Source organism: Streptomyces sp. NPDC055287 (genome assembly GCF_053646035.1).
The window spans coordinates 45,634-71,620 of the sequence record NZ_JBSHNE010000027.1; the positions used below are offsets into that span (position 1 = coordinate 45,634).

The 25,987-nt window shown below is 71.1% G+C and carries 23 protein-coding genes; 6 read left to right on the forward strand and 17 right to left on the reverse strand.

The annotated features are described in order from the left end of the window. The first annotated feature begins 119 nt into the window (after nt 1–119). The gene (locus ACWIHY_RS29930) at nt 120–800 is read left to right on the forward strand and encodes a tellurium resistance protein (protein ID WP_454379056.1); all 681 of its coding nucleotides are present in this window, start codon (nt 120–122) and stop codon (nt 798–800) included. A gap of 53 nt (nt 801–853) precedes the next feature. Here the strand turns inward: ACWIHY_RS29930 and ACWIHY_RS29935 are convergent, their stop codons facing one another. Continuing rightward, on the reverse strand, nt 854–2,011 hold the full coding sequence (locus ACWIHY_RS29935) for an acyl-CoA dehydrogenase family protein (RefSeq protein ID WP_454379057.1): 1,158 nt from the start codon (nt 2,009–2,011) through the stop codon (nt 854–856). A 176-nt stretch (nt 2,012–2,187) separates the two neighbouring features. On the opposite strand from ACWIHY_RS29935, the gene ACWIHY_RS29940 reads away from it, so the two are divergent. After that, nucleotides 2,188–3,531, forward strand: coding sequence for a UDP-glucose dehydrogenase family protein (locus ACWIHY_RS29940; RefSeq protein WP_454379118.1), 1,344 nt, complete (start codon nt 2,188–2,190; stop codon nt 3,529–3,531). A gap of 1 nt (nt 3,532) precedes the next feature. On the opposite strand, the gene ACWIHY_RS29945 is transcribed toward ACWIHY_RS29940, so the two are convergent. Next, the gene (locus ACWIHY_RS29945; protein ID WP_454379059.1) at nt 3,533–4,036 is read right to left on the reverse strand and encodes a CGNR zinc finger domain-containing protein; all 504 of its coding nucleotides are present in this window, start codon (nt 4,034–4,036) and stop codon (nt 3,533–3,535) included. A gap of 92 nt (nt 4,037–4,128) precedes the next feature. On the opposite strand from ACWIHY_RS29945, the gene ACWIHY_RS29950 reads away from it, so the two are divergent. Continuing rightward, nucleotides 4,129–4,500, forward strand: a complete 372-nt coding sequence (locus ACWIHY_RS29950; RefSeq protein ID WP_454379061.1) for a VOC family protein — start codon at nt 4,129–4,131, stop codon at nt 4,498–4,500. A gap of 17 nt (nt 4,501–4,517) precedes the next feature. Here ACWIHY_RS29950 and ACWIHY_RS29955 read toward each other — a convergent pair whose 3' ends face one another. The 4 genes from ACWIHY_RS29955 to ACWIHY_RS29970 all read right to left on the reverse strand — a co-directional run bounded on the left by ACWIHY_RS29955 (nt 4,518) and on the right by ACWIHY_RS29970 (nt 8,935). Further along, a complete protein-coding gene (locus ACWIHY_RS29955) occupies nt 4,518–5,753 on the reverse strand; it encodes a dipeptidase (protein WP_454379063.1) in 1,236 nt (411 codons plus the stop codon). A 334-nt stretch (nt 5,754–6,087) separates the two neighbouring features. Then, on the reverse strand, nt 6,088–7,278 hold the full coding sequence (locus ACWIHY_RS29960) for a dipeptidase (protein ID WP_454379120.1): 1,191 nt from the start codon (nt 7,276–7,278) through the stop codon (nt 6,088–6,090). A gap of 5 nt (nt 7,279–7,283) precedes the next feature. After that, the gene (gene purE / locus ACWIHY_RS29965; protein WP_454379065.1) at nt 7,284–7,820 is read right to left on the reverse strand and encodes a 5-(carboxyamino)imidazole ribonucleotide mutase; all 537 of its coding nucleotides are present in this window, start codon (nt 7,818–7,820) and stop codon (nt 7,284–7,286) included. Continuing rightward, a complete protein-coding gene (locus ACWIHY_RS29970; protein ID WP_454379122.1) occupies nt 7,817–8,935 on the reverse strand; it encodes a 5-(carboxyamino)imidazole ribonucleotide synthase in 1,119 nt (372 codons plus the stop codon). Before ACWIHY_RS29970 ends, purE begins: the two co-directional genes overlap by 4 nt. Nucleotides 8,936–9,241: 306 nt before the next feature. Here ACWIHY_RS29970 and ACWIHY_RS29975 point away from each other — a divergent pair, with 306 nt between their 5' ends. Then, nucleotides 9,242–9,757 (forward strand): GtrA family protein, encoded by a 516-nt coding sequence (locus ACWIHY_RS29975; RefSeq protein ID WP_454379067.1) that lies wholly within the window; start codon nt 9,242–9,244, stop codon nt 9,755–9,757. Here ACWIHY_RS29975 and ACWIHY_RS29980 read toward each other — a convergent pair. Next, on the reverse strand, nt 9,750–11,018 hold the full coding sequence (locus ACWIHY_RS29980; RefSeq protein WP_454379068.1) for an ATP-binding protein: 1,269 nt from the start codon (nt 11,016–11,018) through the stop codon (nt 9,750–9,752). The genes ACWIHY_RS29975 and ACWIHY_RS29980 overlap by 8 nt on opposite strands. Nucleotides 11,019–11,033: 15 nt before the next feature. Further along, entirely contained in the window at nt 11,034–11,711 is a 678-nt protein-coding gene (locus tag ACWIHY_RS29985) for a response regulator transcription factor (RefSeq protein ID WP_454379070.1), read from the reverse strand. A gap of 420 nt (nt 11,712–12,131) precedes the next feature. Here ACWIHY_RS29985 and ACWIHY_RS29990 point away from each other — a divergent pair, with 420 nt between their 5' ends. Next, nucleotides 12,132–13,637 carry a peptide MFS transporter gene (locus ACWIHY_RS29990; protein WP_454379072.1) on the forward strand — a complete coding sequence of 502 codons (1,506 nt, stop codon included), beginning with the start codon at nt 12,132–12,134 and terminating at the stop codon, nt 13,635–13,637. An 85-nt stretch (nt 13,638–13,722) separates the two neighbouring features. Here ACWIHY_RS29990 and ACWIHY_RS29995 read toward each other — a convergent pair whose 3' ends face one another. From ACWIHY_RS29995 to ACWIHY_RS30015, 5 genes are all read right to left on the reverse strand, one after another. Beyond that, nucleotides 13,723–15,042, reverse strand: a complete 1,320-nt coding sequence (locus ACWIHY_RS29995) for a hypothetical protein (protein WP_454379123.1) — start codon at nt 15,040–15,042, stop codon at nt 13,723–13,725. Nucleotides 15,043–15,056: 14 nt separating this feature from the next. Beyond that, nucleotides 15,057–16,163 carry a hypothetical protein gene (locus ACWIHY_RS30000; protein ID WP_454379125.1) on the reverse strand — a complete coding sequence of 369 codons (1,107 nt, stop codon included), beginning with the start codon at nt 16,161–16,163 and terminating at the stop codon, nt 15,057–15,059. Nucleotides 16,164–17,089: 926 nt separating this feature from the next. Then, complete coding sequence (locus ACWIHY_RS30005) at nt 17,090–17,791, reverse strand: peptidase (protein ID WP_454379074.1); 702 nt, start codon at nt 17,789–17,791, stop codon at nt 17,090–17,092. 205 nt (nt 17,792–17,996) lie between these two features. Further along, entirely contained in the window at nt 17,997–18,488 is a 492-nt protein-coding gene (locus ACWIHY_RS30010) for an ATP-binding protein (protein ID WP_454379075.1), read from the reverse strand. A 196-nt stretch (nt 18,489–18,684) separates the two neighbouring features. Beyond that, nucleotides 18,685–19,053, reverse strand: coding sequence for an STAS domain-containing protein (locus ACWIHY_RS30015; RefSeq protein WP_454379077.1), 369 nt, complete (start codon nt 19,051–19,053; stop codon nt 18,685–18,687). A 251-nt stretch (nt 19,054–19,304) separates the two neighbouring features. Here ACWIHY_RS30015 and ACWIHY_RS30020 point away from each other — a divergent pair, with 251 nt between their 5' ends. Continuing rightward, a complete protein-coding gene (locus tag ACWIHY_RS30020) occupies nt 19,305–20,213 on the forward strand; it encodes an RNA polymerase sigma factor SigF (protein ID WP_454379079.1) in 909 nt (302 codons plus the stop codon). A gap of 91 nt (nt 20,214–20,304) precedes the next feature. Here ACWIHY_RS30020 and hutI read toward each other — a convergent pair whose 3' ends face one another. The 4 genes from hutI to hutU form a co-directional block, all read right to left on the reverse strand. After that, nucleotides 20,305–21,492, reverse strand: a complete 1,188-nt coding sequence (hutI, locus tag ACWIHY_RS30025; protein WP_454379081.1) for an imidazolonepropionase — start codon at nt 21,490–21,492, stop codon at nt 20,305–20,307. A gap of 219 nt (nt 21,493–21,711) precedes the next feature. Beyond that, nucleotides 21,712–23,046 carry a formimidoylglutamate deiminase gene (locus ACWIHY_RS30030; protein ID WP_454379082.1) on the reverse strand — a complete coding sequence of 445 codons (1,335 nt, stop codon included), beginning with the start codon at nt 23,044–23,046 and terminating at the stop codon, nt 21,712–21,714. Next, a complete protein-coding gene (locus ACWIHY_RS30035; protein ID WP_454379127.1) occupies nt 23,037–24,236 on the reverse strand; it encodes an allantoate amidohydrolase in 1,200 nt (399 codons plus the stop codon). Before ACWIHY_RS30035 ends, ACWIHY_RS30030 begins: the two co-directional genes overlap by 10 nt. A 62-nt stretch (nt 24,237–24,298) precedes the next feature. Then, nucleotides 24,299–25,957 (reverse strand): urocanate hydratase, encoded by a 1,659-nt coding sequence (gene hutU, locus ACWIHY_RS30040; protein ID WP_454379084.1) that lies wholly within the window; start codon nt 25,955–25,957, stop codon nt 24,299–24,301. Nucleotides 25,958–25,987 lie beyond the last annotated feature (30 nt).

Here is a 25,987-nt window from a genome sequence, read left to right on the forward strand (position 1 = left end):
CCTCACGGCACCACCACGCAACGTGCTGCCGTGGGCGCAGAGCGTACCCCACACCTCTCACGCCAGGCATACAATCCTGACCCACGTAACCCGATGGAACGTGCCGAACTGGGGGGCTCATGAGCGCCGACGACCGCCCGCGTGGAGTGATCCGGCTGCGAGATGCGCGGCCCCGGGCCGGCACCGACTCACCGCCTCACCTGCTGACCAGGGCCGCTCCGCAGGCGAGGATCTCCGGGCGGGGTGTACTGCAGGCCAATCTCAACTGGCTGCCGGGCGTCGGCGCGGACTTGAACCTGTGCTGCCTGGTGTCGTTCACGGACGGCTCGGCGACGGTGGTACAGGCCCTGGGCGACGACTACGGCTCGCTCACCTCGCCGCCGTACGTCGCCCTCGATCACGACGACCGGACGGGGGAGTCCTCGGACGGCGAGACGCTGCGGGTGAGCCTGGAGCACCGCGCGGCTTTCCGGCGGCTGCTGTTCTTCGTCTACATCTACGAGGGCGCCGCCGACTTCCGGCGCCTGGGCGCGACCGTGAACGTCACCGCTCCCTCCGACGCCGGCTGCCGCATCCTGCTCGACGACTCGCCGGCGGGGTCGACAGCCTGCGCCATCGCCCTGGTCGCACCGGACAACGGCGGCCTCTCGGTACGCCGCGAAGTCCGCTGGTTCACCGGCTGGCCGGTGATGTCGCCCCATGAGCAGATCGACCAGGCGTACGGCTTCGGAATCGCGTCGTGGACGACGATGGCGAAGCGGCCCCTGCCGGCGGACGGCCGCGGACGTTCCGAGAACTGACAGAGGCACCCCGAAGGGTGCCTCTGACCTGCACTGACCGCTGCAGTCGCGGACTACGGCAGGTTGCGCGCCATGACGATCCGCTGGACCTGGTTCGTGCCCTCATAAATCTGCGTGATCTTCGCGTCGCGCATCATGCGCTCGACCGGGTAGTCACGGGTGTAGCCGTAGCCGCCGAGGAGCTGGACCGCGTCCGTGGTGATCTCCATGGCGGCGTCGGAGGCGTAGCACTTGGCCGCGGCGCCGAAGAACGTCAGGTCGGCGTCGAGGCGCTCGGACTTGGCGGCGGCCGCGTACGTCAGCTGGCGGGCGGCCTCCAGCTTCATGGCCATGTCGGCGAGCATGAACTGGACGCCCTGGAAGTCGCCGATCGGCTTGCCGAACTGCTTGCGCTCCTGGACGTAGCCCTTGGCGTAGTCGAGGGCTCCCTGGGCGATGCCGAGGGCCTGGGCCGCGATCGTGATGCGGGTGTGGTCCAGGGTCTTCATCGCCGTGGCGAAGCCGGTGCCCTCCTCGCCGATCATGCGGTCGGCGGGGATGCGGACGTTGTCGAGGTAGACCTCGCGGGTCGGCGAGCCCTTGATGCCGAGCTTCTTCTCCGGCGCGCCGAAGGAGACGCCCTCGTCGGACTTCTCGACGACGAAGGCGCTGATGCCCTTCGAGCGCTTGGTCGGGTCGGTGACGGCCATGACCGTGTAGTACTCGCTGACGCCGGCGTTGGTGATCCAGCGCTTCACGCCGTTGAGCACCCAGTAGTCGCCGTCGCGGACCGCCTTGGTCTTCATGCCCGCAGCGTCCGAGCCCGCGTCCGGCTCGGAGAGGCAGTACGAGAACATGCCCTCGCCCTTGGCGAGCGGGGTCATGTACTTCTTCTTGAGGTCCTCGCTGCCGGAGAGGATGACCGGGAGCGAGCCCAGCTTGTTGACCGCCGGGATCAGAGAGGAGGAGGCGCAGACGCGCGCGACCTCTTCGATGACGATGACGGTGGCCAGCGCGTCGGCGCCAGCGCCGCCGTACGCCTCGGGGACGTGGATGGCCTGAAGGTCGTTGGAGACCAAGGCGTCCAGCGCCTCCTGCGGGAAGCGGGCCTCCTCGTCGACCGCTGCGGCGTACGGCGCGATCTTCGCCTCGGCGAGCGAGCGGACCGCGTCACGGAGCATGTCGTGCTCTTCGGACGGGCGGTACAGGTCGAAATCAGGCGAGCCTGCCAAGGTCTCTCACTCCCCAAAGATGCTAACTACCGTTAAGTAACCCAATTTTAGGGGGCGGGCAGCCCGGAGGGATACGTGAGCTTGCCGACAGGGGGGAACACGAAGACACGTTCCCGCAGGCAGCCCGGTCTATGCTCGGTCGGCGAATGTCTGCCCGTACCTCTCTGGAGCACCACATGGCCCTCAAGATCACCGTGATCGGCACCGGGTACCTCGGCGCGACCCACGCCGCGGCCATGGCTGAGCTGGGCTTCGAGGTCCTCGGCCTCGATGTCGTACCCGAGAAGATCGAGATGCTGGCCGCCGGCAAGGTCCCGATGTACGAACCGGGTCTCGAGGAGCTGCTGCGCAAGCACGTCGCGGGCATCGAGGGCTCCAGCGGGCGGCTGCGCTTCACCACCTCGTGGGAGGAGATCGGCGCGTTCGGCGACGTGCACTTCGTGTGCGTGAACACGCCGCAGAAGCACGGTGAGTACGCGTGCGACATGAGTTACGTCGAATCCGCCTTCGCCTCGCTCGCGCCGCAGCTCACGCGGCCCGCCCTCGTCGTCGGCAAGTCGACCGTCCCGGTCGGCAGCGCCGCGCGGCTCGCGGCGACGCTCGCGGAGCTGGCGCCCGTGGGGGCGGACGCCGAGCTCGCGTGGAACCCGGAATTCCTGCGCGAGGGGTTCGCCGTACAGGACACGCTGCACCCCGACCGGATCGTGGCGGGCGTGGAGAGCGAGCGCGCGGAGAAGCTGCTGCGCGAGGTGTACGCCGGGCCGATCGGGGACGGGTCGCCGTTCGTGGTGACGGACTTCCCGACGGCGGAGCTGGTGAAGACGTCCGCGAACTCGTTCCTGGCGACGAAGATCTCGTTCATCAACGCCATGGCCGAGGTGTGCGAGGCGGCCGACGGCGACGTCGTGAAGCTGGCCGAGGCGATCGGGTACGACGAGCGGATCGGCCGGAAGTTCCTGCGTGCGGGCATCGGCTTCGGCGGCGGGTGCCTGCCGAAGGACATCCGGGCTTTCATGGCGCGTGCGGGCGAGCTGGGGGCCGACCAGGCGCTCACCTTCCTGCGCGAGGTCGACTCGATCAACATGCGGCGGCGCGGCCACATGGTCGAGCTGGCGCGCGAAGCGGTGGGCGGCGGCGGCTTCCTGGGGAAGCGGGTCGCGGTGCTGGGTGCGACGTTCAAGCCGGACTCGGACGACGTACGGGACTCGCCGGCGCTCAATGTCGCCGGGCAGATCCACCTCCAGGGCGGCCAGGTCACGGTCTACGACCCGAAGGGCATGGAGAACGCGCAGCGTCTCTTCCCGACGCTGGGCTACGCGCCCACCGCCGTCGACGCGGTGCGCGGCGCGGATGTGGTGCTGCACCTGACGGAGTGGCGCGAGTTCCGGGAGCTGGACCCGGCGGCGCTGGGCGAGGTGGCTTCGGAGCGGCTGATCCTGGACGGACGCAACGCGCTGGACCCGGAGCTGTGGCGCGAGGCGGGCTGGACGTACCGGGCGATGGGCCGCCCCAAGGCGTAGGTCAGGTCTTCGCGCGGGCTGCGCGGTACTTGCGCATTTTCGCCCGGCTGCCGCAGACCGCCATCGTGCACCAGCGGCTGCGGCCCGCCGGGCTGCGGTCGTAGTACGCCCACAGGCAGTCCTCGGCCTCGCACGCCTTGAGGCGCAGCCAGGTGCCGTCGGCGGTCGCCGTCGCGATGGCCGCGGCGACACGGGACACCAGGGCACGCGGGTTCGCCGGACGCAGGGTGGCCGCGCCCGCGGCGTCCACCGTGACGAGCAGCGGGGCCGCCGCCAGCAGCCGGTCGAGGGGCGCGGTGGAAACGTCGTGACCCGCGTGGGCCAGGCACGCGGCGCGCAGGGCCTCACGGAGTTCGCGCGCCGCCGGTACGTCGGCTTCGGCGAGGCCGAAGGCCGTGCGGCCGGCCTCCGTGCCGAGGGAGTCGGCGCCCTTCTCCACGTCGAGCGTGTTCACCAGGGCTTCGACCAGTGCGAGCTCGCCCGGTGCGGGTGCCCTGTCATTCATGGTTGCGAGGTTACCTCCAATGCGGGACCATGCAGTAACGGTTACCTGTTGAAGCCATATGCAGGTAACCGACCGCCGAGGGAGGGATCAGCATGGGAAACACAGCCGTAGCCAAGCTGGGCACCGTCGTCCTGGACTGTCCGGATCCGGACGCTCTCGCGCGTTTCTACGCGGAGCTGCTGGGTGGAGAGCCCAAGGACAGCGACGAGGGGTGGGTCGACCTCGCCGGATACGAGGGGACGCCGCTGGCCTTCCAGGCGGCGCCCGGGTTCGTACCGCCGCGGTGGCCGGCCCCGGAGGGCTCACAGCAGTTCCACCTCGACCTGACGGTCGACGATCTGGACGCGGCGGAGGAACGGGCACTCGCGCTCGGCGCGAAGCCGCTGGACGCGGCGGACCGCGGACGGTCCTGGCGGGTCTACGCCGACCCGGCCGGGCACCCGTTCTGCCTCTGCGCCTGCTGACTGCCGATCGCGCGCCGCTACGGGGCAACGGGGGTGGGGCGGCGGCGGGCGGCGCGGGAGGTGAACTCCGTGTCCCGTACCACCCGTGCCGCGTTGCCCCACGTCAGCAGGGCGAGGTCGGCCTCGCTCCAGCCGCGGTCCAGCAGCTCCGCGAGGAGATGCGGGTAGCAGGAGACATCCCTGAGGTCCTCCCCGTGCGGCACGTCCGCCGTGTCCGCCCCGTACATCCCGCTCAGTCCCACACACTCGGGCCCCGCGACCTCGCGCACGTGGTCGAGGTGGTCGGCCACCCGGCGCACGGTCTGTTCGGGCGCGAACCCGACCATGCAGACGCCCTTGTCGGGGGTGAGCGCGCGCAGTACGTCGTCGGAGGCGTTCACCGGGGCGTCGGTGAGCGCGCGGGCGCCCGAGTGGGAGAGGACGACCGGGGCGCGGCTGACGGACAGTACGGCGCACACCGTCTCGGCCGGGACGCCGGTCAGGTCGATGAGTACGCCGATGCGGTTCATCTCCCGTACGACCTCCTGGCCGAACGGGGTCAGCCCCTCCCCCTCGGCGCCGTCCCAGCGCGTGCCGGCGAACGCGAGGCTGCGCACGCCGAGTGCGTGGTACGCGCGGAGCGTGCTCAGGGACTCGCCGAGGGTGTGGCCCGAGACGGGGCCGAGGAGGGAGGCGATGCGTCCGCAGTTGCGGGCGTCGGCCATGTCGCCGGCGGTGAGGGCGAGGCGCAGGCTTTCGGGGTAGGCCGCCACGACCTTCTTGATGAGGTCGATCTGTTCGAGGGTGGCGCTGATGGCGCGGTCACCCGCGTACTCCGCCGGGACGAGAAGGGACCAGAACTGGGCGCCGACCCCGCCGGTGCGCAGGCGGGGGATGTCGGTGTCCAGCGTGCTCTCCCCCAGCTCGAGGTCGTGCCACTGGCGCTGCCCGAGCGTCCACGCGAGGCGGTTGTACCCGTCGGCGACGGGGTGCTCGACGAGCAGCGCGCGGGCGCGGGCGAGGCTGTCCTCGGGGGCGGGCGGCGGCTCGGTGGGCGGCGGGGCCTGAGGCCGGGACCCGGGCTCGCGCTCGGGCTCGCCGCACGCAAGATCGTCGAACACGACGTCGTCGGAATCCGCGGCCGGTGCGGCCTGGGACACGGACTCCGGTCGCGCGGGTTCCGTGCGCTCCGGGACGGCCACCGGCGTTATTCGGTCGAGCTCGCCGATCGCGGCGGTGGACGAGGCGTGCGGGTCGTCCTGCAGATCTGCCATGACGGGACTCCGAATTCATGGACGCAGTACGGCCACGGTGACACGGGAGCGGCGGCGGTTCACGGCGAGTGGTGCGTTCGGGGTACGGACCAGGCGTACGACGGACCGGGACGGAGCCGCTGCGCGGTCTTGCCCGCCCGGACTCGTCCCGCCCCACCCGTACCGGTGCCGGGAGGGCGCGTGGCGGGAGGGCGCGTGGCGGGTCGCTCCCCGCAGGGTGTCGGACGTAGCCGGGCCGGACGGGACCGAGTGGCGAAACCGTCCGGCCCCCGAGGAGGCGCCCCGGCGCGGCACCGACCCCGGCGACGCCGCCGTACCCCGGCCACCCGCCCGGTTACCCGTCCAGTTCGCTCAGCGTCGCGTTCGACGGCGTGAGGTGGCCGAGAGTGGCCGACACCGACTCCGCGTCGCGCACCGCCCGTACCGCGTTGTGCCAGGTCAGCTTCGCGATCTCCGGCTCCGACCACCGCCGCCGCAACAGCTCCGCGATCAGGTTCGGGTAGCCCGCCACGTCCTCGAGGCCCGCCGGAGTGAACGCAGTCCCGTCGAAGTCGCCGCCGATGCCGATGTGGTCCACGCCCGCGACCTCGCGCATGTGGTCCAGGTGATCGGCCACCGTGGCCACCGTCGCGACCGGACGCGGATTCGCTTCCTCGAAGGCGCGCTGCACCTTCATCGCGTCCGCCGTCATCTCCAGGTGATGCAAGCCGTGCGCCCGCATGTTCTCGTCCGCGCGCCGCGTCCACTCCACTGCCTCCGGCAGCACGAACTTCGGCACGAACGTCACCATCGCCACTCCCCCATTGCCGGGGAGCAGCTCCAGCACGTCGTCCGGAATGTTGCGCGGGTGGTCGCACACCGCCCGCGCCGACGAGTGCGAGAAGATCACCGGGGCCACCGACGTGCCCAGCGCCGCCCGCATCGTCGTGGCCGCCACGTGGGACAGGTCCACGAGCATGCCGATGCGGTTCATCTCGCGTACGACCTCGTGGCCGAAGGGCGACAGGCCGCCCACCCCCGGCTCGTCCGTCGCCGAGTCCGCCCAGGCGATGTTGTCGTTGTGGGTCAGGGTCATGTAGCGGACGCCCAGCGTGTGCAGCGCGCGCAGCGTGGCGAGGGAGTTGTTGATCGAGTGGCCGCCCTCGGCGCCCATCAGGGAGGCGATCCGCCCGTCGGCCCGCGCCGACTCCATGTCGTCCGCCGTCAGGGCCCGCGCCAGGTGGTCCGGGTAGCGGGCCAACAGCTGCCCGACGACGTCGATCTGCTCCAGCGTGGCGCTGACCGCCTCGTCCCCGGCCAGGTCGGACCGTACGTACACGGACCAGAACTGCGCGCCCACACCCCCCGACCGCAGGCGCGGGATGTCGGTGTGGAGGCAGGCCGACTGGTCGGCGGCGATGTCCCGCCGGTCCAGGTCGTAGCGGACCTGCTCGCGCAGCGCCCACGGCAGGTCGTTGTGGCCGTCGACCACCGGGTGCGCGGCGAGCAGCTCGCGCGCCCTGGCGACCAGCCGGTCCTGCTCCACGGGCGTCACTTCCCGAAGCCGAACGAATCCGCGCCCAGCGCCTTCGCCCTCAGCCGCTTGCCCTTCTCCGTCGCCTGGTCGTTGAGCTCCTGCTGGAACTCCCGCATGCGGGACATCAGGTCCGGATCGTGCGCGGCGAGGATGCGGGTCGCCAGCAGTCCAGCGTTGCGGGCGCCCGCCACCGACACCGCGGCGACCGGCACACCGGCCGGCATCTGGACGATGGACAGGAGCGAGTCCATGCCGTCGAGGTACTTGAGCGGCACCGGTACGCCGATGACCGGCAGCGGGGTCACCGACGCCAGCATGCCCGGCAGGTGCGCCGCGCCGCCCGCGCCCGCGATGATCACCTTGAGGCCGCGGCTGTCCGCCTCCTCGCCGTACGCGATCATCTCGCGCGGCATCCGGTGCGCCGAGACGACGTCGACCTCGTACGGGATCGCGAACTCGTCCAGGGCCTTCGCGGCGGCCTCCATGACCGGCCAGTCCGAGTCCGAGCCCATCACGATGCCGACTACGGGAGCTGCAGCAGGGGTCGTCATTCGGTGATCGTTCCTCGCAGGTAGCCGGCGGCATGACGGGCGCGCTCCAGCGCGTCGTCGAGGTCGTCGCCGTAGGTGTTGACATGGCCGACCTTGCGGCCGGGCTTCACGTCCTTGCCGTACATGTGGATCTTGAGCTGCGGGTCGCGTGCCATGCAGTGCAGGTACGCCTGGTACATGTCGGGGTAGTCCCCGCCGAGGACGTTCGCCATGACCGTCCACTTCGCGCGCGGGCGCGGGTCGCCGAGCGGAAGATCCAGGATCGCGCGGACGTGGTTCGCGAACTGCGACGTCATCGCGCCGTCCTGCGTCCAGTGCCCGGAGTTGTGCGGGCGCATCGCGAGCTCGTTGATCAGGATGCGGCCGTCCCTCGTCTCGAAGAGTTCGACGGCGAGGTGGCCGACGACTCCGAGCTCCTTGGCGATGCGCAGCGCCAGCGCCTGCGCCTGGCCTCCGAGCTCCTCCGAGAGGCCGGGCGCCGGGGCGATCACGGTGTCGCAGACGCCGTCGACCTGCTGCGACTCGACGACGGGGTAGGCGACGGCCTGGCCGTGCGGGGAGCGGACGATGTTCGCCGCCAGTTCCCGTACGAAGTCGACCTTCTCCTCCGCGAGGACCGGGACGCCGGCCTTGAAGGGCTCCTCGGCGTCCTTCTCGCTGCGTACGAACCAGACGCCTTTGCCGTCGTATCCGCCGCGCACGGTCTTGAGGATCACCGGGAAGCCGCCGGTCTCGGCGGCGAACGCGGCCGCGTCCGCCGGGTCGCTCACGATGCGGTGGCGCGGGCAAGGCGCTCCGATCTGCGTGAGCTTCGCTCGCATGACGCCCTTGTCCTGGGCGTGCACCAGTGCGTCGGGCCCCGGCCGGACGGGGATGCCGTCCGCTTCCAGGGCCCGCAGGTGCTCGGTCGGGACGTGCTCGTGATCGAAGGTGATCACGTCGCAGCCGCGCGCGAAGGCGCGCAGGGTGTCCAGATCGCGGTAGTCGCCTATGACGACATCGCTGACGACCTGGGCCGCCGAGTCCTGGGGGGTGTCACTGAGGAGCTTGAATCTGATGCCGAGGGGGATGCCCGCCTCGTGGGTCATACGGGCGAGCTGACCGCCACCGACCATGCCGACTACGGGGAACGTCACAGCTCCAGGGTATCCGCAGGCCCGGGGGCTCCGGTCCGCGCGTCGCCCACGTCCGCCGCGGGCACCCGGAACGGGCCGCCGGGACGCCACGAAAGCGCCGGGGCATCAACAGACGCGTGCGCCTGGGCATCCGCCGAACCGTCCGCCGGGCCTCTGTGCCGTCACTACCTCGCGGCGTCTTCGATGGCGTCCACAAGCATCCCGGGGGGCCGCTGGTTAGCATGGCTGGGTTGACGACATGACCGAACGTCGACGACACCGACCGAAACGGGGCTGGCGAACACCATGAGTGGACGGGACGGCGGCCCCTTGCGCAGGCGCCTTGAACGGCTCGCGCGCGAGTTCGCGAAGTTCGGGGCCGTGGGCGGTCTCGGGCTCCTCGTGGACCTCGGGCTCTTCAACCTGCTGTGCCACTTCATGGACGTTCCGGTCGTGCCCGGCGGCATCATCGCCACGGTCGTGGCGATCGGTTTCAACTATCTGGGCTTCCGCTACTTCACGTACCGGGAGCGCGACAAGAACCGCAGGAGCCGGGAGCTCACGCTCTTCCTGCTGTTCAGCGCGATCGGCCTGGTGATCCAGAGCGGTGTGCTGTACATCGCGACGACCGGCTTCGGCTGGGACAGCCCGCTCCAGTCCAACGCCTTCAAGTTCCTCGGCATCGGCATAGCGACCGTCTTCCGGTTCTGGTCGTACCGCACCTGGGTCTTCCAGAAGCTGGCGCCGCAGCACGACGCCGTCCGCACGGCGGAGTCGTTCCTGGACCACCCGCGGGTGTCCCAGGGCGACCGCGTCACCTGACGGTCGGCTCGGGCGGCTCCTCCTTGGGGCGCGCCACCCTGCTCAGGAACAGCGCGAAGACCGGCGGCTGCTGCTGGAGCATCTCCAGACGCCCCCCGTCCGCCTCCGCGAGGTCCCGGGCGACGGCCAGGCCGATCCCGGTGGAGTTGCGCCCGCTGATGCTCCGCTCGAAGATCCGCGCGCCTAGGTCGGCGGGGACGCCGGGGCCCTCGTCGGTCACCTCGATGACGGCCTGGTTGCCGGTGACGCGGGTGCGCAGGGCGACCGTACCGCCACCATGCATCAGGGAATTCTCGATCAGCGCGGCCAGCACCTGGGCGACCGCGCCCGGCGTGCCGACGGCCCGCATGCCGTGCTTGCCCGAGTGGACGATGGCGCGGCCGGCGCTGCGGTAGGCCGGGCGCCACTCCTCGATCTGCTGCTTGACGACCTCGTCGAGGTCGAAGGCGACGGCGGAGCCCGTGCGCGGGTCACGGGCGTTGGTGAGCAGCCGCTGCACGACGTCGGTGAGCCGCTCGACCTGCGTCAGCGCGATCGACGCCTCCTCCTTCACCGTGTCCAGGTCCTCGGTGAGGGTGATCTCCTCCAGGCGCATGGACAGCGCGGTCAGCGGCGTACGGAGCTGGTGGGAGGCGTCGGCGGCGAGCCGGCGCTCGGCGGTGAGCATCCGGCCGATCCGCTCGGCGCTGGAGTCGAGCACGTCGGCGACCCGGTCGAGCTCGGGCACGCCGTACCGCTTGTGGCGCGGCCGCGGGTCGCCCGAGCCGAGGCGCTCGGCGGTCTCGGCGAGGTCGGTGAGCGGGGACGCGAGCCGGTTCGCCTGACGTACGGCGAGGAGGACCGCGGCGATCACGGCGAGCAGCGCCACCGCTCCGATGATCATGAGCGTCCGGCCGACCTCGTCGGTGACGGTGGAGCGGGACTCCTCGACGGTGACGGTCTCGCCGGATTCGCCCCGCTCGACGCCCTTGATGACGCTGCCTTCGGGGCGTTTTCCGATTTCGATGGGGGCGCGGCCCGGGATCTCGATGCGGGCGTACCGCTCCGGGTGGATCTGATCGCCCAGCACACCGGGGTTGACGCCCTCCTCGCCGAGAACGCGGCTCTCCACGACGCTGATCAGGCGCAGCGCCTCGGAGTCGACGCTCTCCTGGGCGCTGTTGCTGATGGTGCGCGTCTCGACGATGACGAGGGAGACGCCGAAGACTGCGATGACGACGAGCACCACGGCGAGCGTGGAGTTGATCAGGCGGCGGCGCATGGCTGTGTGTGTACGTCAGCTCTTCTCGAAGCGGAAGCCGACGCCCCGCACGGTGGCGATGTATCGGGGATTGGCGGCGTCGTCGCCGAGCTTCTTGCGGAGCCAGGAGATGTGCATGTCGAGGGTCTTGGTCGACGACCACCAGGTGGTGTCCCAGACCTCGCGCATCAGCTGGTCACGGGTGACGACCCGGCCGGCGTCCCGGACGAGGACCCGCAGGAGGTCGAACTCCTTTGCCGTCAACTGGAGTTCCTCCTCGCCCATCCAGGCGCGGTGCGACTCGACGTCGATCCGTACGCCGTGGGTGGCGGGCGCGGGGGCGGGCTCGCTGGCGCCGCGCCGCAGGAGGGCCCGTACGCGGGCGAGGAGCTCGGCGAGGCGGAACGGCTTGGTGACGTAGTCGTCGGCGCCGGCGTCGAGGCCGACGACGGTGTCCACCTCGTCGGCGCGGGCGGTCAGCACCAGGATCGGGATGGTGTGGCCCTCGGAGCGGAGCCGGCGGGCGACCTCCAGACCGTCCATGCCGGGCAGTCCCAGGTCGAGCACGACCAGATCGATGCCGCCCTGGAGGCCGGCGTCGAGCGCGGCGGGGCCGTCCTCGCGCACCTCGACCTCGTAACCCTCCCGACGCAGGGCGCGGGCCAGCGGCTCCGAGATGGATGCGTCGTCCTCGGCGAGCAGTACACGGGTCATGGGGTGATGGTAGTCCGCGGGAAGGACAGGCCGTGGTCGATCGCCCCATGATCGTTCCGTCCTGCGGCTGTGGGATGCGATCCTGATATCGACCTTCGAATTACGCCCGTTGGTTCCGGCGTAACCTGTGATCCATCTCTCAAGTCCTTCCATATGGGGCACTGTCGTGTCGTATGGTGGCGAGACTGCTTTAGCACGACTCAGGGTCCTTTGGTCTGCAAACATGCCAAAGGTCTCTTTTCTGTGCGGGGTTGGCATCGCCGGCCCGGACAGGGAACGACCTATGGGCCGGGCCCTTCGCGCGATGCCGCGAAGGGTGTGGATCCCGGTGCGGACTTCTCCGCGCCGGTGCCGGCCTCCCCCCACCGGGCGCGTACCCGCTCACGAGGCGGACGCGTCCCGAGCAAGCAAGGATCGACCATGGCGTCCAGCCTGACGAAGGACACCGACGGGGCTCCCTCGGACGAGAAGACCTTCTTCGGCCACCCCCGCGGTATGGCCACGCTCTTCATGACGGAGATGTGGGAGCGCTTCTCCTGGTACGGAATGCGCGGCATCCTCACGCTCTACCTGGTGGCTGCCGTTCTCGACGGCCCGCTGGAGGACCGCAAGGTCCTCGCCGCCTCGATCTACGGCGTCTACAACGCCGTCGTCTACATGGCCGCCATGCCCGGCGGCTGGGTCGCGGACCGCCTCTGGGGTGCGCGCAAGGCCGTACTCGTCGGCGGCATCGTCATCGCGCTGGGGCACTTCACCCTCGCGGTCCCGAACGACATCGCCTTCTTCTGCGGTCTTGCACTGATCGCGGCCGGCACGGGCCTGATGAAGCCCAACATCTCGGTGATGGTCGGCGGCCTGTACGAGGGCCAGTCGAGCGCGCGCCGCGACGCCGGTTTCACGCTTTTCTACATGGCGATCAACGTCGGCGCCATGATCGCGCCGCTGGTCGTCGGTTACCTCGGCGAGAACGTCAACTGGCACCTCGGCTTCGCCGTCGCCGGTATCGGCATGAGCCTCGCCGTCGTCCAGTACGTCCTGGGCGGCCGTCACCTCGGTGACATCGGCCGGGAGCCGGCCAAGCCCGCCACGCCGGAGGAGAAGCGCGCGGTCCTGCGCAAGGTCGGCCTGTGGGTCGGCATCGCCGTCGCCGCGCTGCTCCTCGACATCCTCGCGGGCACGTACGACATCGAGCACATCGTCAACGTCCTGGCCGTCCTGGGCGTCGTCGTGCCGATCGTGTACTTCGTCGCGATCTTCCGTAACCCGGCGCTCACCAGCGAGGACCGGCCGAAGATCAAGGCGTACGTGTGGTTCTTCGTGACCGCCGTGCTGTTCTGGATGATCTACGACCAGTCCGGCTCGCTGCTGACGATCTTCGCGGACGACAAGACGGACCGGATGATCGGCGGCTGGGAGTTCCCGGCCTCCTGGTACCAGTCGGTCAACCCGATGATGGTCATCATCCTGGCCCCCATTTTCGCCGCCCTGTGGGTCAAGCTGGCCAAGCGCAACAGCGAGCCCAGCACCCCGATGAAGTTCGCCCTGGCGATGCTCCTCATCGGTGGCTCCTTCGGCATCATGGGCCTGGCGGGCGCCGCGGCCGCGAACAGCGAGACCGGCAAGGTCACCGTCTTCTGGCTGCTCAGCGTCTACCTCGTCCAGACGATCGGTGAGATGTGCCTGTCGCCGGTGGGCCTGTCCCTCTCGACGAAGATGGCCCCGAAGCTGTTCGTCGGCCAGATCATGGGTCTGTGGTTCCTCGCCAGCGCCACGGGCAACGCGCTGAACGGCTGGACCACCAAGCTCAACGCGCCGCTCGGCGACGCCGTCTACTACTCGTTGTGGGCGGTCATCGCCGTCGCCGCGGGCCTCGCCTTCATGACGGCGGGCAAGAAGATCCGCGCCCTCATGGGCGACGTGAAGTAGCCGCCGTACGCCGAAGGGCCGCCGCACCGGACTCCTCCGGTGCGGCGGCCCTTCGCGTTGCCCGCGCCGTATCAGTGCGGGCCGCTCAGTGCGGGCCGCGCAGCCGCCGCCACGGGGTGAACGTGAACACCGCGCCGCCGAGCAGGATCACCGTGCCGGCGACCAGGCCGAGTGCGCGCAGGCCGCCGTTGTCGCCGGCTCCGGTGTCGGCGAGGCCGCCGCCGGAGTCGGTGCCGCCCCCGCCGGCCGCCGCCGCGCCGCCGCCGGCCGACCCGCCCGCCGCGCCTCCTGCCGCGCCACCGCCCGACGCGCCGCCCGGCTGAGCGGCGGTGTCGAGCTCGAGGGAGGCCTCCACCTTGCCCTTGACGGTGCAGGGGATGGTGATCTTCTGGCCGCCCAGGGTCACGTCGATCGTGAGCGTGCCCGGGCTGAGCGTGGACTTGCCGCTCGCGCCGGGCTTGTACGTGCCTGTCATGTCCGGCAGGTCCACCGGCTTGCCCTGTTCGAGCGGGTCCTTGTTGGGCGGTCCGGTCACGGGGACGACGCCCTTGTCGGCGCCGCCCAGCAGGAGCTCCATGGAGGGCTTGAGCGCGCCCGCCGGGAGAGCGGCCGGGCTGTCCATGACGCCCTTGGCCGTCTTGACGACCAGGTCGTAGTTGCCGCCGTTCTTCTTGGCGTCGACCGTCACCTTGGAGTTGATGCTCGCCGGGCCGGGCGACTTGCACGCGAAGGCCACGGTGACCTCCTTGCCCGGGAAATCGCTCGGGCCACCGCCGCCGCCACCGGATGCCGTGCCACCGCCGGACGTCGTACCCCCTGAGGTCGTACCCCCTGAGGTCGTGCCGCCGGACGTCGTACCGCCCGACGTGCCGCCACCGCCCGCCGAGACCTTGACGGTCGCGGCGGCCTTGACCGCCTCCTTCGGCGCGCACTTGGTGTCCGTGGACATCGGCTTGCTGACGTTGATGTTGTACGCGTCGGGCGTCAGCGTGATCTCGCCGGCCTTCTCCAGCTTCAGCTTGCCCTTCATGTCGGGCAGCACCATGGGGCTGTTCTTGGGGATCGGCGGGTTCTGCCGCGGCCCCTCCAGCTTCAGGTCCCCCGTCGCCGCGCCACCCACCTTGACGGTGCCGGTCGGCTTGACGGTGTCCTTGTCCAGGTTGATGACGTCGGGGTTCTTGGAAGCGGCCTCGACCGTCTTCCACACCACCTCGATCTCGTCGCCCACCTTGGCCTCCGCGGGCGCCGTGATCTGCACCTTCGTGGTGCCCTGGACGGGCGGCAGGCCGGAGATGGCCGGGGGTATGCACTCGGTCTTGTACGAGACTTCGGCTGCTTGCGCGGGACTCGCCGCGAGCAGGATTCCCGCGCCGCCGAGCATCAGCGCGACACCGGCCGCACTCATCCTCCGTTGCGTGGTCACGAATTTCCCTTCGTCGTCGGACTGTTCTGGGACGGTGCGGAGATCGGGGTGTGCGGACCCGGCGCGTTGTCCGGGGTGAACCACGGCAGAGCCGTGGAGCCGGTGGGAGGCGGGGCGGGCGCCGCCTGTTCGCGTGACGTAAAAGCTTTGGCCGTCAGGCGCGCAGGCCGGTGGCGGCCCGGTGTGCGCGGCCGGACCTTGTCGACGACGGCCATGCCGATACGGAACACCGCGGCCGGGACGACCACGCACAGCAGCACCCAGAAGAGCGTGACGCCCCACGGCCGCCCCACGCCCCACGGCTGCTCGGCCAGCACCTTCTGCCCGTACTTGAGCGAGACGAGGTAGTCGCCGTGCGCGCCGGCCGGCAGCTGTACGTCCAGCTCGACCCGGGCCTTCCTGCCGGGCTGGACGGTGCCGCGCCACTGGCGTTCCTCCCACCGCGGGGCGAAGACGCCGTGCGAGGTGCCGATCTCGAATACGGGGTTCTTCACCGGGTCGGAGCCGAGATTGCCGACGGTGACGACGAGCCTGCGGGACTGCGGGGCGCCGAACCAGGTCAGTACCGAGCCCGAACCGTCGAGCCGGGCTGCCGCGAGTACGGCGAGCTTTCCGCCCTGGCCCGGCTGCGGGAGCGGCGCCACGGGGTGGCCCGCGACCTTGAACGCGGCGTCCGCCGCCGCCGGTTGCCTGCCGGTCACGGTGGCGACGTGCACGACGCAGGGGCACGGCCTGGGGGGCTCGGCCACCGGCATCTTCTTGCGGAAGGCGCCCTTGGCATCGGTGGTGACCGCCCGGCCGTCGGAGTTGGCGCAGGAGTTGGTGCCGCCGATCACGCCTCTGCCGGGCGCGGACTGACCGCAGATCAGCATCATGAGCAGCGTCCTGGGCCGCCAGCCCTTCCCGCTGACGGTGAGGTCACCGCCCTTGCCGGCCTCCCGCTCGGACAGCGTGACCCCGGGCGTGCTCGTCCTGTCGGCGACCGCGCCGCTCGCGCCCGCGGCGGGAAGCACGAGGAAGGCTGCCAGGAGGACGAGCAGCGTGGCGACCACCCGCGCGGCACGGGCCAGGGGTCCGGGGTGGTGCGGCGTTGCGGGGGTCATACTGCTGCTCCTGACTGCGCCAAGGGCCGTTCGGTACGTCGGTTCGGCGTCCGGCGGCGGGGGCCTGTGACGGCGGACGCGCCGTACCGCTCCCCCCGCGACCGCCAGCACCAGCAGCGCCGCGCCCGTCACCGCTCCCCGGGGGACGAACGTCGCGGACGCCGTCGCCGCGGCCCGTGCGCCGCCGGCGGCGGTCGCGGTGACGCGGACGTCCACCGCGTCGAGGGCGGGGGCGCCGGGCCAGGGTTCGGTGCGTTCCACGCGGGTGCCGGGGGCCAGCCGCTCCGGCACCGAGTGGGGCGCGCGGCGCAGCAGCTCGCCGCCGAAGAGGCCGTCGGCGCGGACGGCGAGGCGCGGGGTGAGCGCGGTGTTGCCCCGGTTGACCAGGGCGTACCGGATGACGGCGCCGTCGCCCTGCTCCCGTACCGTCACGTCCTCGACGGTGAGCGCCGCCAGAGTCGGGCCGCTGACCCGCAGATGTACGCGTACGTCCTTCTCCCGGCCGCCGCCCGAGGCCGTGACGGCGCCGGAGTGGTCGCCGGGCGCCGCACCCGGCGGCACGGTCACCGTGAAGGGCACCTCCGCGCGGGTGCGCGGAGGGATCCTCACCTCGACGGCGGCGAGCGCGATCCAGCTCCCGCCGCCCCCGCCCGTGCCGCGCAGCCGGACCGTGCGGGGCTCGCTGCCCGGGTTGGTCAGGGCCAGCTTGTCCTCGAAGACCGTGCCGGCCACGCCCTCCAGGTAGAAGTACGGCCTGCCGTCGCCGTCGCCACCACCGCTGCCGCTCGGGGCCACGGTCCACGCAGGCCCGCCGTCCGCCGCGGCGGCGGACGGCGGCAGCACGGCGACGGCGCACATCAGCGCGGCCGCCCCGGCGAGGAGGCGGCCGGCGTGACGGACACGACGCGGCGACTGCACGGGCGGCTTCAGCCCGTGGGCCGCTGGCCGCGCCGGGTCAGCCACAGCGCCCCGGCCGCCCCGGTCAGCAGGACCGTGCCGCCCAGCGTGCCGAGCGCCAGGGCGGAGTCCAGCGGGCCGGTCTTCGGCAGCTCACCGGAGCCGCCACCGGACCCGTTCTGCGACGTACCACCGGAGGAGTCACCCGAGGAGCCGCCACCGCCGGCGCCCTTGACGTCGAGTTCCAGCGACGGCTTGGGGTTGTTGGACGGGGTGCAGGTGGTGGTCGTACCGAGCGCCTTGATGGTCAGCACGGACGCCGTGAAGGTGACCTTGCCGCTCTTTCCGGGCGTGTACGTACCCGTCAGGTCGGTGATTTTGATGGGGGTGTCGGCGGGGACGGCGGCCGGATTCGGCGGACCCGACACCGGTACGGTGCCGCTCTCCGCGCCGCCCAGCCTGATGACGGCGCTCGGCTTCATCGCCCCCTTGCCCAGTTCCACGGGGCTGGACGAGACGCCCTTCTGGAAGGACATGGTGAGCTTGTACGCGCTGCCGCTCTTGACGGCCTTGATGTCGATCGGGGAGACCGCTGCCTTGTTCCCGATCGGCGTCTTGCACTGGTAGTTGACGTCCACGACGTCGGCATGGGCTGCGGGGGCGGACAGCAGCACCACCGAGCCCGCAACCGCCGCCGCCAGCGCGAGAGTTGTCCGCTTCTGGTACGACACCTCGAGTCCCCTTATGCCGGAAGTCAAGTTACTGACGACACATCAGATTGGGCGTCAAGGTACGCCTGAGGTCTTGCCGAGGGAAGACAAAGTGCACGCCGGATCGGCGTGCACCAGAAGGACTGCGAACCGCCGGTAACCCCGTGTCATTCCTGGGCCGAAGCCTTCAAGGAGCGACGGGACCGGCCGGGGACTGCCCGGTCGACTACGCGGGAGCGGCGAGCTCCGCCCAGACCGTCTTGCCGGTGGACTCCTGGGTCCGCTCGACCCCCCAGTCCAGACAGAGGCGCTGCACGATGAACATGCCGTGCCCGCCTGGCCGCCCGGCCCGGTGCGGCGTACGCGGCGCCGGCTGGCCCGTACCGCGGTCGACGACCTCGAGGCGCAGCACCTTGCCGTCGCACGCGACGCGCAGTTGTTCGGGCCCCTCGGCGTGCAGGCAGGCGTTGGTGACCAGCTCGGACACGACCAGCAGGACATCCTCGGCCGCGGCCCGCCGGTCGGCCGACGAGGCGGGGAGCCAGCCCCAGTCGTACAGCGCCTGGCGGGTGAAATCGCGAGCGAGCGGCACGATGCCGCTGGCGCTGCTCAGCGCCAGGGAACGCGCCTGGCCGGCGGCGGACACGGCGGAGGCCGAGCCGTGGCTCGCCGACTCCGGTCCGGAGTCGCCCGACCGAGGCTGCCGGGTGGTGCTCATCAGCGCTTCACCTCACCGATTCGCCAATTCATCAAATTCATCGCTGCAAGAACAAGCGGGAGCATTCTGAGCCCCCTGGGGCCGACAGGGTCAGAGACCTCCTGCCCGACCGATCGGTGAGAACACCCACTTTTCGGTACGGACGCGTGACGCGGTTAACGAAACCGGTCGACAGGAGGCGCCAGTGGGACGGAATTCACTCTTCCATCGCGTCTTCGAGCGACTCGTGGACGGTGAAGACGGCCTCGGCCCCGGTGATCTCGAAGACTCTGGCCACTACCGGCTGCATCCCGGCCAAATGGACCCCTCCCCCGGCCGCCTCAGCCTTGAGGCGGGCACCGAGCAGCACATTGAGCCCGGTGGAATCACAGAAATCGAGTGACGAACAGTCGATGACCAGGCGCACACGCCCGGCCTCGAGAGCATTCTCCAAAGGCTCACGGAGCAGCTCGGCGGTGTGGTGATCGAGCTCACCCGCCGGCGTGACAATCTCGCTCTGACCCTCGGTCCGAACTGCGACCCGGAGCCGACCCCGGTTCGCGCTGCCGACCGTCCCGCGCTCCATGTCCGTCTCGTCCCTCTTCGCAGTCGTGAGTGTCATTGACGTGCCAGAACACTACGCCTTCTCCACGTCGATCGGTAGCCGAAGAACCCTTCAATACCCGCCAATTCGGACATATGGGACTTGCAACTGCCGGTCGAGAGCGGGTAGGCCTAGTAAGGACACAACCAACACGACCGGCTATGGAGGCGCCGCACATCGCACGCAGACGTATCGGCATCGGCAGCCATATGCCGAGAACGATGGAGGAGACCATGTCACCCCGGCTCGACGAATCGCGAACGCGCCCTGTGCAGCAGACCGCGCCGTCGACACCCCCGCCCGCCCTGCCCGAGCAGATCGAGACCGGACCCGAGGGGCTCGAAGGCCTCCCGGAGATCCCCCCGTACCAAGAGGTGGGGCCGCTGGACGCCAGGGCCCTGTCGAAGACTCTCTTCGGACGCCTCGAGTCCCTCGAAGAGGGAACGCACGAGTACGCGTACGTACGCAACACACTCGTCGAACTGAACCTGGCCCTGGTCAAGTTCGCCGCTTCCCGGTTCCGCTCCCGCAGCGAACCGATGGAAGACATCATCCAGGTCGGCACCATCGGCCTGATCAAGGCGATCGACCGCTTCGAGCTCAGCAGAGGCGTCGAGTTCCCCACCTTCGCGATGCCGACGATCGTCGGCGAGATCAAGCGCTTCTTCCGTGACACGTCCTGGTCGGTCCGCGTCCCGCGCCGCCTCCAGGAACTGCGCCTGGACCTCGCGAAGGCCGGTGACGAGCTCGCCCAGCAGCTCGACCGCGCCCCGACGGTGGGCGAACTCGCGAAGCGCCTCGACCTCACCAACGAAGAGGTCGTCGAGGGCATGGCCGCGAGCAACGCGTACACGGCGAGCTCGCTGGACGCCCAGCCCGAGGAGGACGACTCCGAGGGCGCGCTGAGCGACCGGATCGGCTACGAGGACCACGGCCTCGAAGGCATCGAGTACGTCGAGTCCCTCAAGCCGCTGATCGCCGAACTCCCCGCGCGGGACCGGAAGATCCTCTCGCTGCGCTTCGTCGCGAACATGACGCAGTCGGAGATCGGCGACGAGCTCGGCATCTCGCAGATGCACGTCTCGCGGCTGCTGTCGCGCACGCTGAACAAGCTGCGCAAGGGTCTGACCGTCGAGGAGTGATCCCTGGTCGCCCGGTACTCGGCGCGAAGAGAGTGAGTGAGGGTCTGCCCCAGGCGCTATCCGGGGCAGGCCCTCCTCTCTGTTGTGACCCCTACCCGGCGTGCGCGGTAGTACGCACGCCCCGCTGCCAGATCTCGGAGACGAGGGGGACTCCGGGGCGGTAGGCCAGGTGTACGTGGGACGGGGCGTCCAGCAGCGCCAGGTCGGCGCGGGCGCCGGGGATGATGCGGCCGATGTCCGTACGGCGCAGGGCCGCCGCGCCGCCCGCCGTCGCCGACCAGACGGCCTCGTCCGGGGTCATCCCCATGTCGCGTACGGCGAGAGCGATGCAGAACGGCATCGAGCTGGTGAAGGACGAGCCCGGGTTGCAGTCCGTGGACAGCGCGACGGTCGCGCCCGCGTCGATGAGCCTGCGGGCGTCCGGCCAGGCGGCGCGGGTCGAGAACTCGGCGCCGGGCAGGAGCGTGGCGACGGTACGGCTGCTCGCGAGGGCGTCCACGTCGGCGTCGGTGAGGTGGGTGCAGTGGTCGGCGCTGGCCGCGTCGAGCTCGGCGGCGAGCTGGACTCCGGGGCCGTAGCTGAGCTGGTTGGCGTGGATTCGGGGGTGCAGGCCCTTCGCCCTGCCGGCGGTGAGGATGGCGCGTGCCTGGTCGCCGTCGAAAGCGCCCTTCTCGCAGAAGACGTCGATCCAGCGGGCGTGGGGCGCGCACGCGTCGAGCATTTCGCCGGTGACGAGTTCGACGTACGCCGCCGGGTCGTCGGCGTAGTCGGGCGACACGATGTGGGCCCCGAGGTAGGTGACCTCGTCCGTGTGGAGCGCCGCGATGCGCAGGGCGCGGGCCTCGTCGTGGGTCGTCAGGCCGTACCCCGACTTGGTCTCGAAGGTGGTCGTGCCCTGGCGCAGGGCCTCGCGGAGGTAGTGGGTGAGGTTCGCTTCGAGCGCCTCGTCGGACGCGGACCGGGTGGCGGCGACGGTGGTGCGGATGCCGCCGGCGGAGTAAGCGCGGCCCGACATACGGGCGTTGAACTCCTGGGTGCGGTCGCCGGCGAAGACGAGGTGGGAGTGCGAGTCGACGAAGCCGGGGATCGCCGCCCGGCCCTGCACGTCGTACACGGTGTCGGCGGACGGCGCGTCGGCGGCCCGGCCGGCCCAGGCGATGCGGTCGCCGTCGATGACGACGGCGGCGTTCTGGATCAGGCCCAGGGGGTCGTCGCCACTGCCCTGGGTGGGGTCGTTGGTGACGAGGCTGCCGATGTTGGTGACGAGGGTGGTGCTCACTGGGTCCTCTCCCGGTTGCGTACGGTGCGCGGGCGCGCGGCGGGGCGGGCCGCTGCGCGGGCTTCTTCCCCGCCCCGCCCTTCCCGATCCGGGGCTCCGCCGGAGCCCCGCTCCACGAACGGCCGGAGGGGCTGGATTCGGCTGCGGCAACCGTTCCAGCCCGTCCGGGGGCCCTGCGGCCCACCGCAGGCGCGGGGGCGGGGCCCGGGGCGGGGGCGGTTACTTGTAGACCGTGGCGATCGCCTTCGCCATGGCCTGGGGGACGTCGGGGATCAGGGTGTGGGAGCCGTCACGGACGATGTGGCGGCCCGCCACGATCGTGTGGCGTACGTCGCACGCCGATGCCGCGAACACCGCGGTCTCGCCCCCCAGCCGCGGCAGCGGCCCCGCCGTCCTCACCGAGTCCAGCGCGACGGTCGTGAGGTCGGCCAGCGCCCCGGCCTCGATCCTCCCCGCGTCGCGCCAGCCCAGCGCCTCGTGCCCGTCCGCCGACGCGGCACGCAGCAGCGAGGCCGCCGTCCAGTGGCCTCGCGTCCGCGAGCGGAGGCGTTCGTTGAGCTCCATCGCGCGCGCCTCCTCCAGCATGTCGATCACCGCGTGGCTGTCGCTGCCCAGCGAGAGCGTGGACCCCGCCTTCTGCAGCCGCGTCGCCGGGCCGATGCCGTCGGCCAGGTCGCGTTCCGTCGTGGGGCACATGCAGGTGCCGGTGGAGGTGCTGCCGAGGAGGGCGATGTCCTCGTCGGTGAGATGCGTGTTGTGGACGCCTGTGGTGCGCGGGCCGAGGACTCCGTTGTCCGCCAGCAGGCGCGTCGGCGTACAGCCGTGCGTGGCCAGGCACGCGTCGTTCTCGGCGGTCTGCTCGGACAGGTGCACGTGGAGCGGCGTCACCCGGGCCTGCGCCCACGCCGCGACGGTCGCCAGCTGGTCCGCCGGGACTGCCCGCACGGAGTGGATGGCCGCGCCGATCCGCGCGTGGTCGCTCTCCTTCAGCAGCGACGCCCGCTCCGCCCACGCGTCGGCCGTGCCGTCGGAGAAGCGCTGCTGCTGGCGGTTGGGCGGCGTGCCGAAGCCCGACGCCAGGTACGCCGTGTCGAGGAGCGTGATGCGGATGCCGGCCTCGGCGGCGGCCGCGATCAGGGCCTCCCCCATCGCGTTGGGGTCGGCGTAGGGCGTACCGCCCGGCGCGTGGTGGAGGTAGTGGAACTCCCCCACCGCGCTGACGCCCGCCAGCGCCATCTCGGCGTACACCGCCCTGGCCAGGTCGAAGTACGTCTCGGGAGTGAGGCGCGAAGCCACCCCGTACATGACCTCCCGCCAGGTCCAGAAGGTGCCCGAGCCGACCTGGACGGTGGAGCGCAGCGCCCGGTGGAAGGCGTGCGAGTGGGCGTTGGCGAAGCCCGGCAGCGTGAGGCCCCGCAGGACCGTGGCGCCGGGCGGCGGGGCGGGGACGTCCTTGCGTACGGCTGTGATGCGGCCGTCGGTGACGTCCAGGGCCACGCCCGGCTCGACGAAGGTGTCGAGCCAGGCGTGCTCCAGCCAGTAGGTCACGTGCACGCGAGCCCCTCCAGTACGTCGGCGAGTGCGATGACCCCCGCGACGCAGTCGTCCTCGGCGGCGTACTCGGCCGGAGAGTGCGAGATACCCGTGGGGTTCCGTACGAACAGCATGGCGGTCGGGACCGAAGCGGACAAAATACCCGCGTCGTGTCCCGCGCCCGTGCCGAGGACGGGTATATCGCCGTGATCGCCGTGCAGGAGCTTCGCGAGCTCGTCGCGCAGGGCGTGCTCGAACTCCACCACCGGGGTGAAGGACTCCTGCGTGATGCGCAGGTCGATGCCGGAGCGGGTTGCGTTCTCGCGGGCCGCCTGCTCGATTCCGGCGATGACGCGGTCGAGAGTCGCCTGGTCAGCGGCGCGCGAGTCGAGCCACCCGCGCACCAGGGACGGGATCGCGTTGACGCCGTTCGGCTCGACGGCGACCTTCGCGAAGGTGGCGAGGGCCCCGGCGAGCCGCGCCTCGCGGCGGGCGGCGACGACCGTCTCGGCGTACGTCAGCATCGGGTCGCGGCGGTCCTCGAGGCGGGTGGTGCCCGCGTGGTTCGCCTCGCCGTGGAAGTCGAACCGCCAGCGGCCGTGCGGCCAGATGGCGGAGGCGATGCCGACCGGGTCGCCGGTCACGTCCAGGGCACGGCCCTGTTCCACGTGCAGCTCGATGAACGCGCCGATACGGGCCAGGCGCTCCGGGTCCGGGCCGATGGCGGACGGGTCGTAACCCGCCGCCTCCATGGCCTGGGGGAGGCTGATTCCGTCGGCGTCGCGCAGCTCGTGGGCCTTGGCGACCGTCAGCTGACCGGCCGCCAGGCGCGAGCCGACGCAGGCCAGGCCGAAGCGGGCGCCCTCCTCGTCACCGAAGTTGGTGATGGCCAGCGGCTTGGCGAACTCCACTCCCCTGCTGCGCAGTTCATCGAGCGCGGCGAACGAGGACACGACGCCGAGCGGGCCGTCGAACGCGCCGCCGTCCGGGACCGAGTCGAGGTGCGAGCCGGTGACGACCGCGTCCCCGGCGAGGGGGTCGCCCTGCCAGGCCCACTGGTTGCCGTTGCGGTCCAGCTCGTACGTCAGGCCGCGGGACTCCGCCTGGGCCCTGAACCAGGCGCGGCAGTCCTGGTCGGCCGCCGTCCAGGCGTAGCGGCGGTAGCCGCCCGAGCCCTTGTCGCGGCCGACCGGCTTCAGGTCCGCCCACATCTCGTGGAACGACGAGGAGGCGGGGGTCGACGTGTCCCGGCCGTCGGTGGGCACGGCGGGGGTCACTCGCCCTCCCGCATGGGGACGCGTACGCCCTGCTCGTCCGCCGTCTTCTCCGCGATGTCGTAGCCCGCGTCCACGTGGCGGATGACGCCCATGCCCGGGTCGTTCGTCAGTACGCGGCGGATCTTCTCGCCGGCGAGCTTCGTGCCGTCCGCCACCGAGACCTGGCCCGCGTGGATGGAGCGGCCCATGCCGACACCGCCGCCGTGGTGGATCGAGACCCAGGACGCGCCCGATGCGACGTTGACCATGGCGTTGAGCAGCGGCCAGTCGGCGATCGCGTCGGAGCCGTCGAGCATGGCCTCGGTCTCGCGGTACGGGGAGGCGACGGAGCCGCAGTCGAGGTGGTCGCGGCCGATGGCCAGCGGGGCGGCGAGGGTGCCGTCGCCCACCATGTCGTTGAACAGGGCGCCCGCCTTGTCGCGCTCGCCCTGGCCCAGCCAGCAGATCCGGGCCGGCAGGCCCTGGAAGTGGACGCGCTCGCCGGCCATCTTGATCCAGCGGTGCAGCGACTCGTTCTCCGGGAAGAGGTCGAGCAGCGCCTTGTCCGTCTTGTGGATGTCCGACGCCTCACCGGACAGCGCCGCCCAGCGGAACGGGCCCTTGCCCTCGCAGAACAGCGGACGGATGTACGCCGGGACGAAGCCGGGGAAGTCGAAGGCGCGCGTGTAGCCGGCCAGTTGGGCCTCGCCGCGGATCGAGTTGCCGTAGTCGAAGACCTCGGCGCCGGCGTCCATGAAGCCGACCATGGCCTCGACGTGCCTGGCCATGGACTCGCGGGCGCGCAGCGTGAAGTCCGCCGGCTTCTCGGCGGCGTACGACGCCATGTCGTCGAAGTCGACGCCGACGGGGAGGTAGGCGAGCGGGTCGTGGGCGCTCGTCTGGTCGGTCACGATGTCGATGGGCGCGCCCTCGGCGAGCATGCGCGGCAGCAGCTCCGCCGCGTTGCCGAGGAGGCCGATGGACAGCGGCTTGCGCGCGTCGCGGGCCTCGACGGCGAGCTGGAGGGCGTGCTCCAGGCTGTCGGCCTTCACGTCGAGGTAGCGGTGCTCGATGCGGCGCTCGATGGCGCGCGGGTCGACGTCGATACAGATGGCGACGCCGTCGTTCATGGTCACGGCGAGGGGCTGGGCGCCGCCCATGCCGCCGAGGCCGGCGGTGAGGGTGATCGTGCCCGCGAGGGTGCCGCCGAACTTCTTCGCGGCGACGGCGGCGAACGCCTCGTACGTGCCCTGGAGGATGCCCTGCGTACCGATGTAGATCCAGGAGCCGGCCGTCATCTGCCCGTACATGGTGAGACCGAGGGCCTCCAGGCGGCGGAACTCCTCCCAGTTCGCCCAGTCCCCGACGAGGTTCGAGTTGGCGATGAGCACGCGCGGCGCCCACTCGTGGGTCTGCATGACGCCCACGGGTCGGCCGGACTGCACGAGCATCGTCTCGTCCTGCTTCAGCGTCCGCAGCGTGCGGACCATGGCGTCGAAGGAGCGCCAGTCGCGGGCGGCCTTGCCGGTGCCGCCGTAGACGACGAGCTTGTCGGGGTGCTCGGCGACCTCGGGGTCGAGGTTGTTCTGGAGCATGCGCAGGGCGGCTTCCTGCTGCCATCCCAGGGCGCTCAGCTCCGTACCGCGCGGCGCCCGTACGGGTCGGGGTCCTGACATGGTGTGCCTCCTCGCGAGTGACTGCTCACT

Bases quoted from the DNA above. Each gene is read 5' to 3' on its own strand.
- ACWIHY_RS29930 (WP_454379056.1), top strand. From the start codon at position 120: ATGAGCGCCGACGACCGCCCGCGTGGAGTGATCCGGCTGCGAGATGCG.
- ACWIHY_RS29940 (WP_454379118.1), top strand. From the start codon at position 2,188: ATGGCCCTCAAGATCACCGTGATCGGCACCGGGTACCTCGGCGCGACC.
- ACWIHY_RS29945 (WP_454379059.1), bottom strand. From the start codon at position 4,036: ATGAATGACAGGGCACCCGCACCGGGCGAGCTCGCACTGGTCGAAGCC.
- ACWIHY_RS29950 (WP_454379061.1), top strand. From the start codon at position 4,129: ATGGGAAACACAGCCGTAGCCAAGCTGGGCACCGTCGTCCTGGACTGT.
- ACWIHY_RS29955 (WP_454379063.1), bottom strand. From the start codon at position 5,753: ATGGCAGATCTGCAGGACGACCCGCACGCCTCGTCCACCGCCGCGATC.
- purE (WP_454379065.1), bottom strand. From the start codon at position 7,820: ATGACGACCCCTGCTGCAGCTCCCGTAGTCGGCATCGTGATGGGCTCG.
- ACWIHY_RS29970 (WP_454379122.1), bottom strand. From the start codon at position 8,935: ATGGTCGGTGGCGGTCAGCTCGCCCGTATGACCCACGAGGCGGGCATC.
- ACWIHY_RS29975 (WP_454379067.1), top strand. From the start codon at position 9,242: ATGAGTGGACGGGACGGCGGCCCCTTGCGCAGGCGCCTTGAACGGCTC.
- ACWIHY_RS29980 (WP_454379068.1), bottom strand. From the start codon at position 11,018: ATGCGCCGCCGCCTGATCAACTCCACGCTCGCCGTGGTGCTCGTCGTC.
- ACWIHY_RS29985 (WP_454379070.1), bottom strand. From the start codon at position 11,711: ATGACCCGTGTACTGCTCGCCGAGGACGACGCATCCATCTCGGAGCCG.
- ACWIHY_RS29990 (WP_454379072.1), top strand. From the start codon at position 12,132: ATGGCGTCCAGCCTGACGAAGGACACCGACGGGGCTCCCTCGGACGAG.
- ACWIHY_RS29995 (WP_454379123.1), bottom strand. From the start codon at position 15,042: ATGAGTGCGGCCGGTGTCGCGCTGATGCTCGGCGGCGCGGGAATCCTG.
- ACWIHY_RS30000 (WP_454379125.1), bottom strand. From the start codon at position 16,163: ATGACCCCCGCAACGCCGCACCACCCCGGACCCCTGGCCCGTGCCGCG.
- ACWIHY_RS30010 (WP_454379075.1), bottom strand. From the start codon at position 18,488: ATGAGCACCACCCGGCAGCCTCGGTCGGGCGACTCCGGACCGGAGTCG.
- ACWIHY_RS30015 (WP_454379077.1), bottom strand. From the start codon at position 19,053: ATGGAGCGCGGGACGGTCGGCAGCGCGAACCGGGGTCGGCTCCGGGTC.
- ACWIHY_RS30020 (WP_454379079.1), top strand. From the start codon at position 19,305: ATGTCACCCCGGCTCGACGAATCGCGAACGCGCCCTGTGCAGCAGACC.
- ACWIHY_RS30035 (WP_454379127.1), bottom strand. From the start codon at position 24,236: ATGTGGGCGGACCTGAAGCCGGTCGGCCGCGACAAGGGCTCGGGCGGC.
- hutU (WP_454379084.1), bottom strand. From the start codon at position 25,957: ATGTCAGGACCCCGACCCGTACGGGCGCCGCGCGGTACGGAGCTGAGC.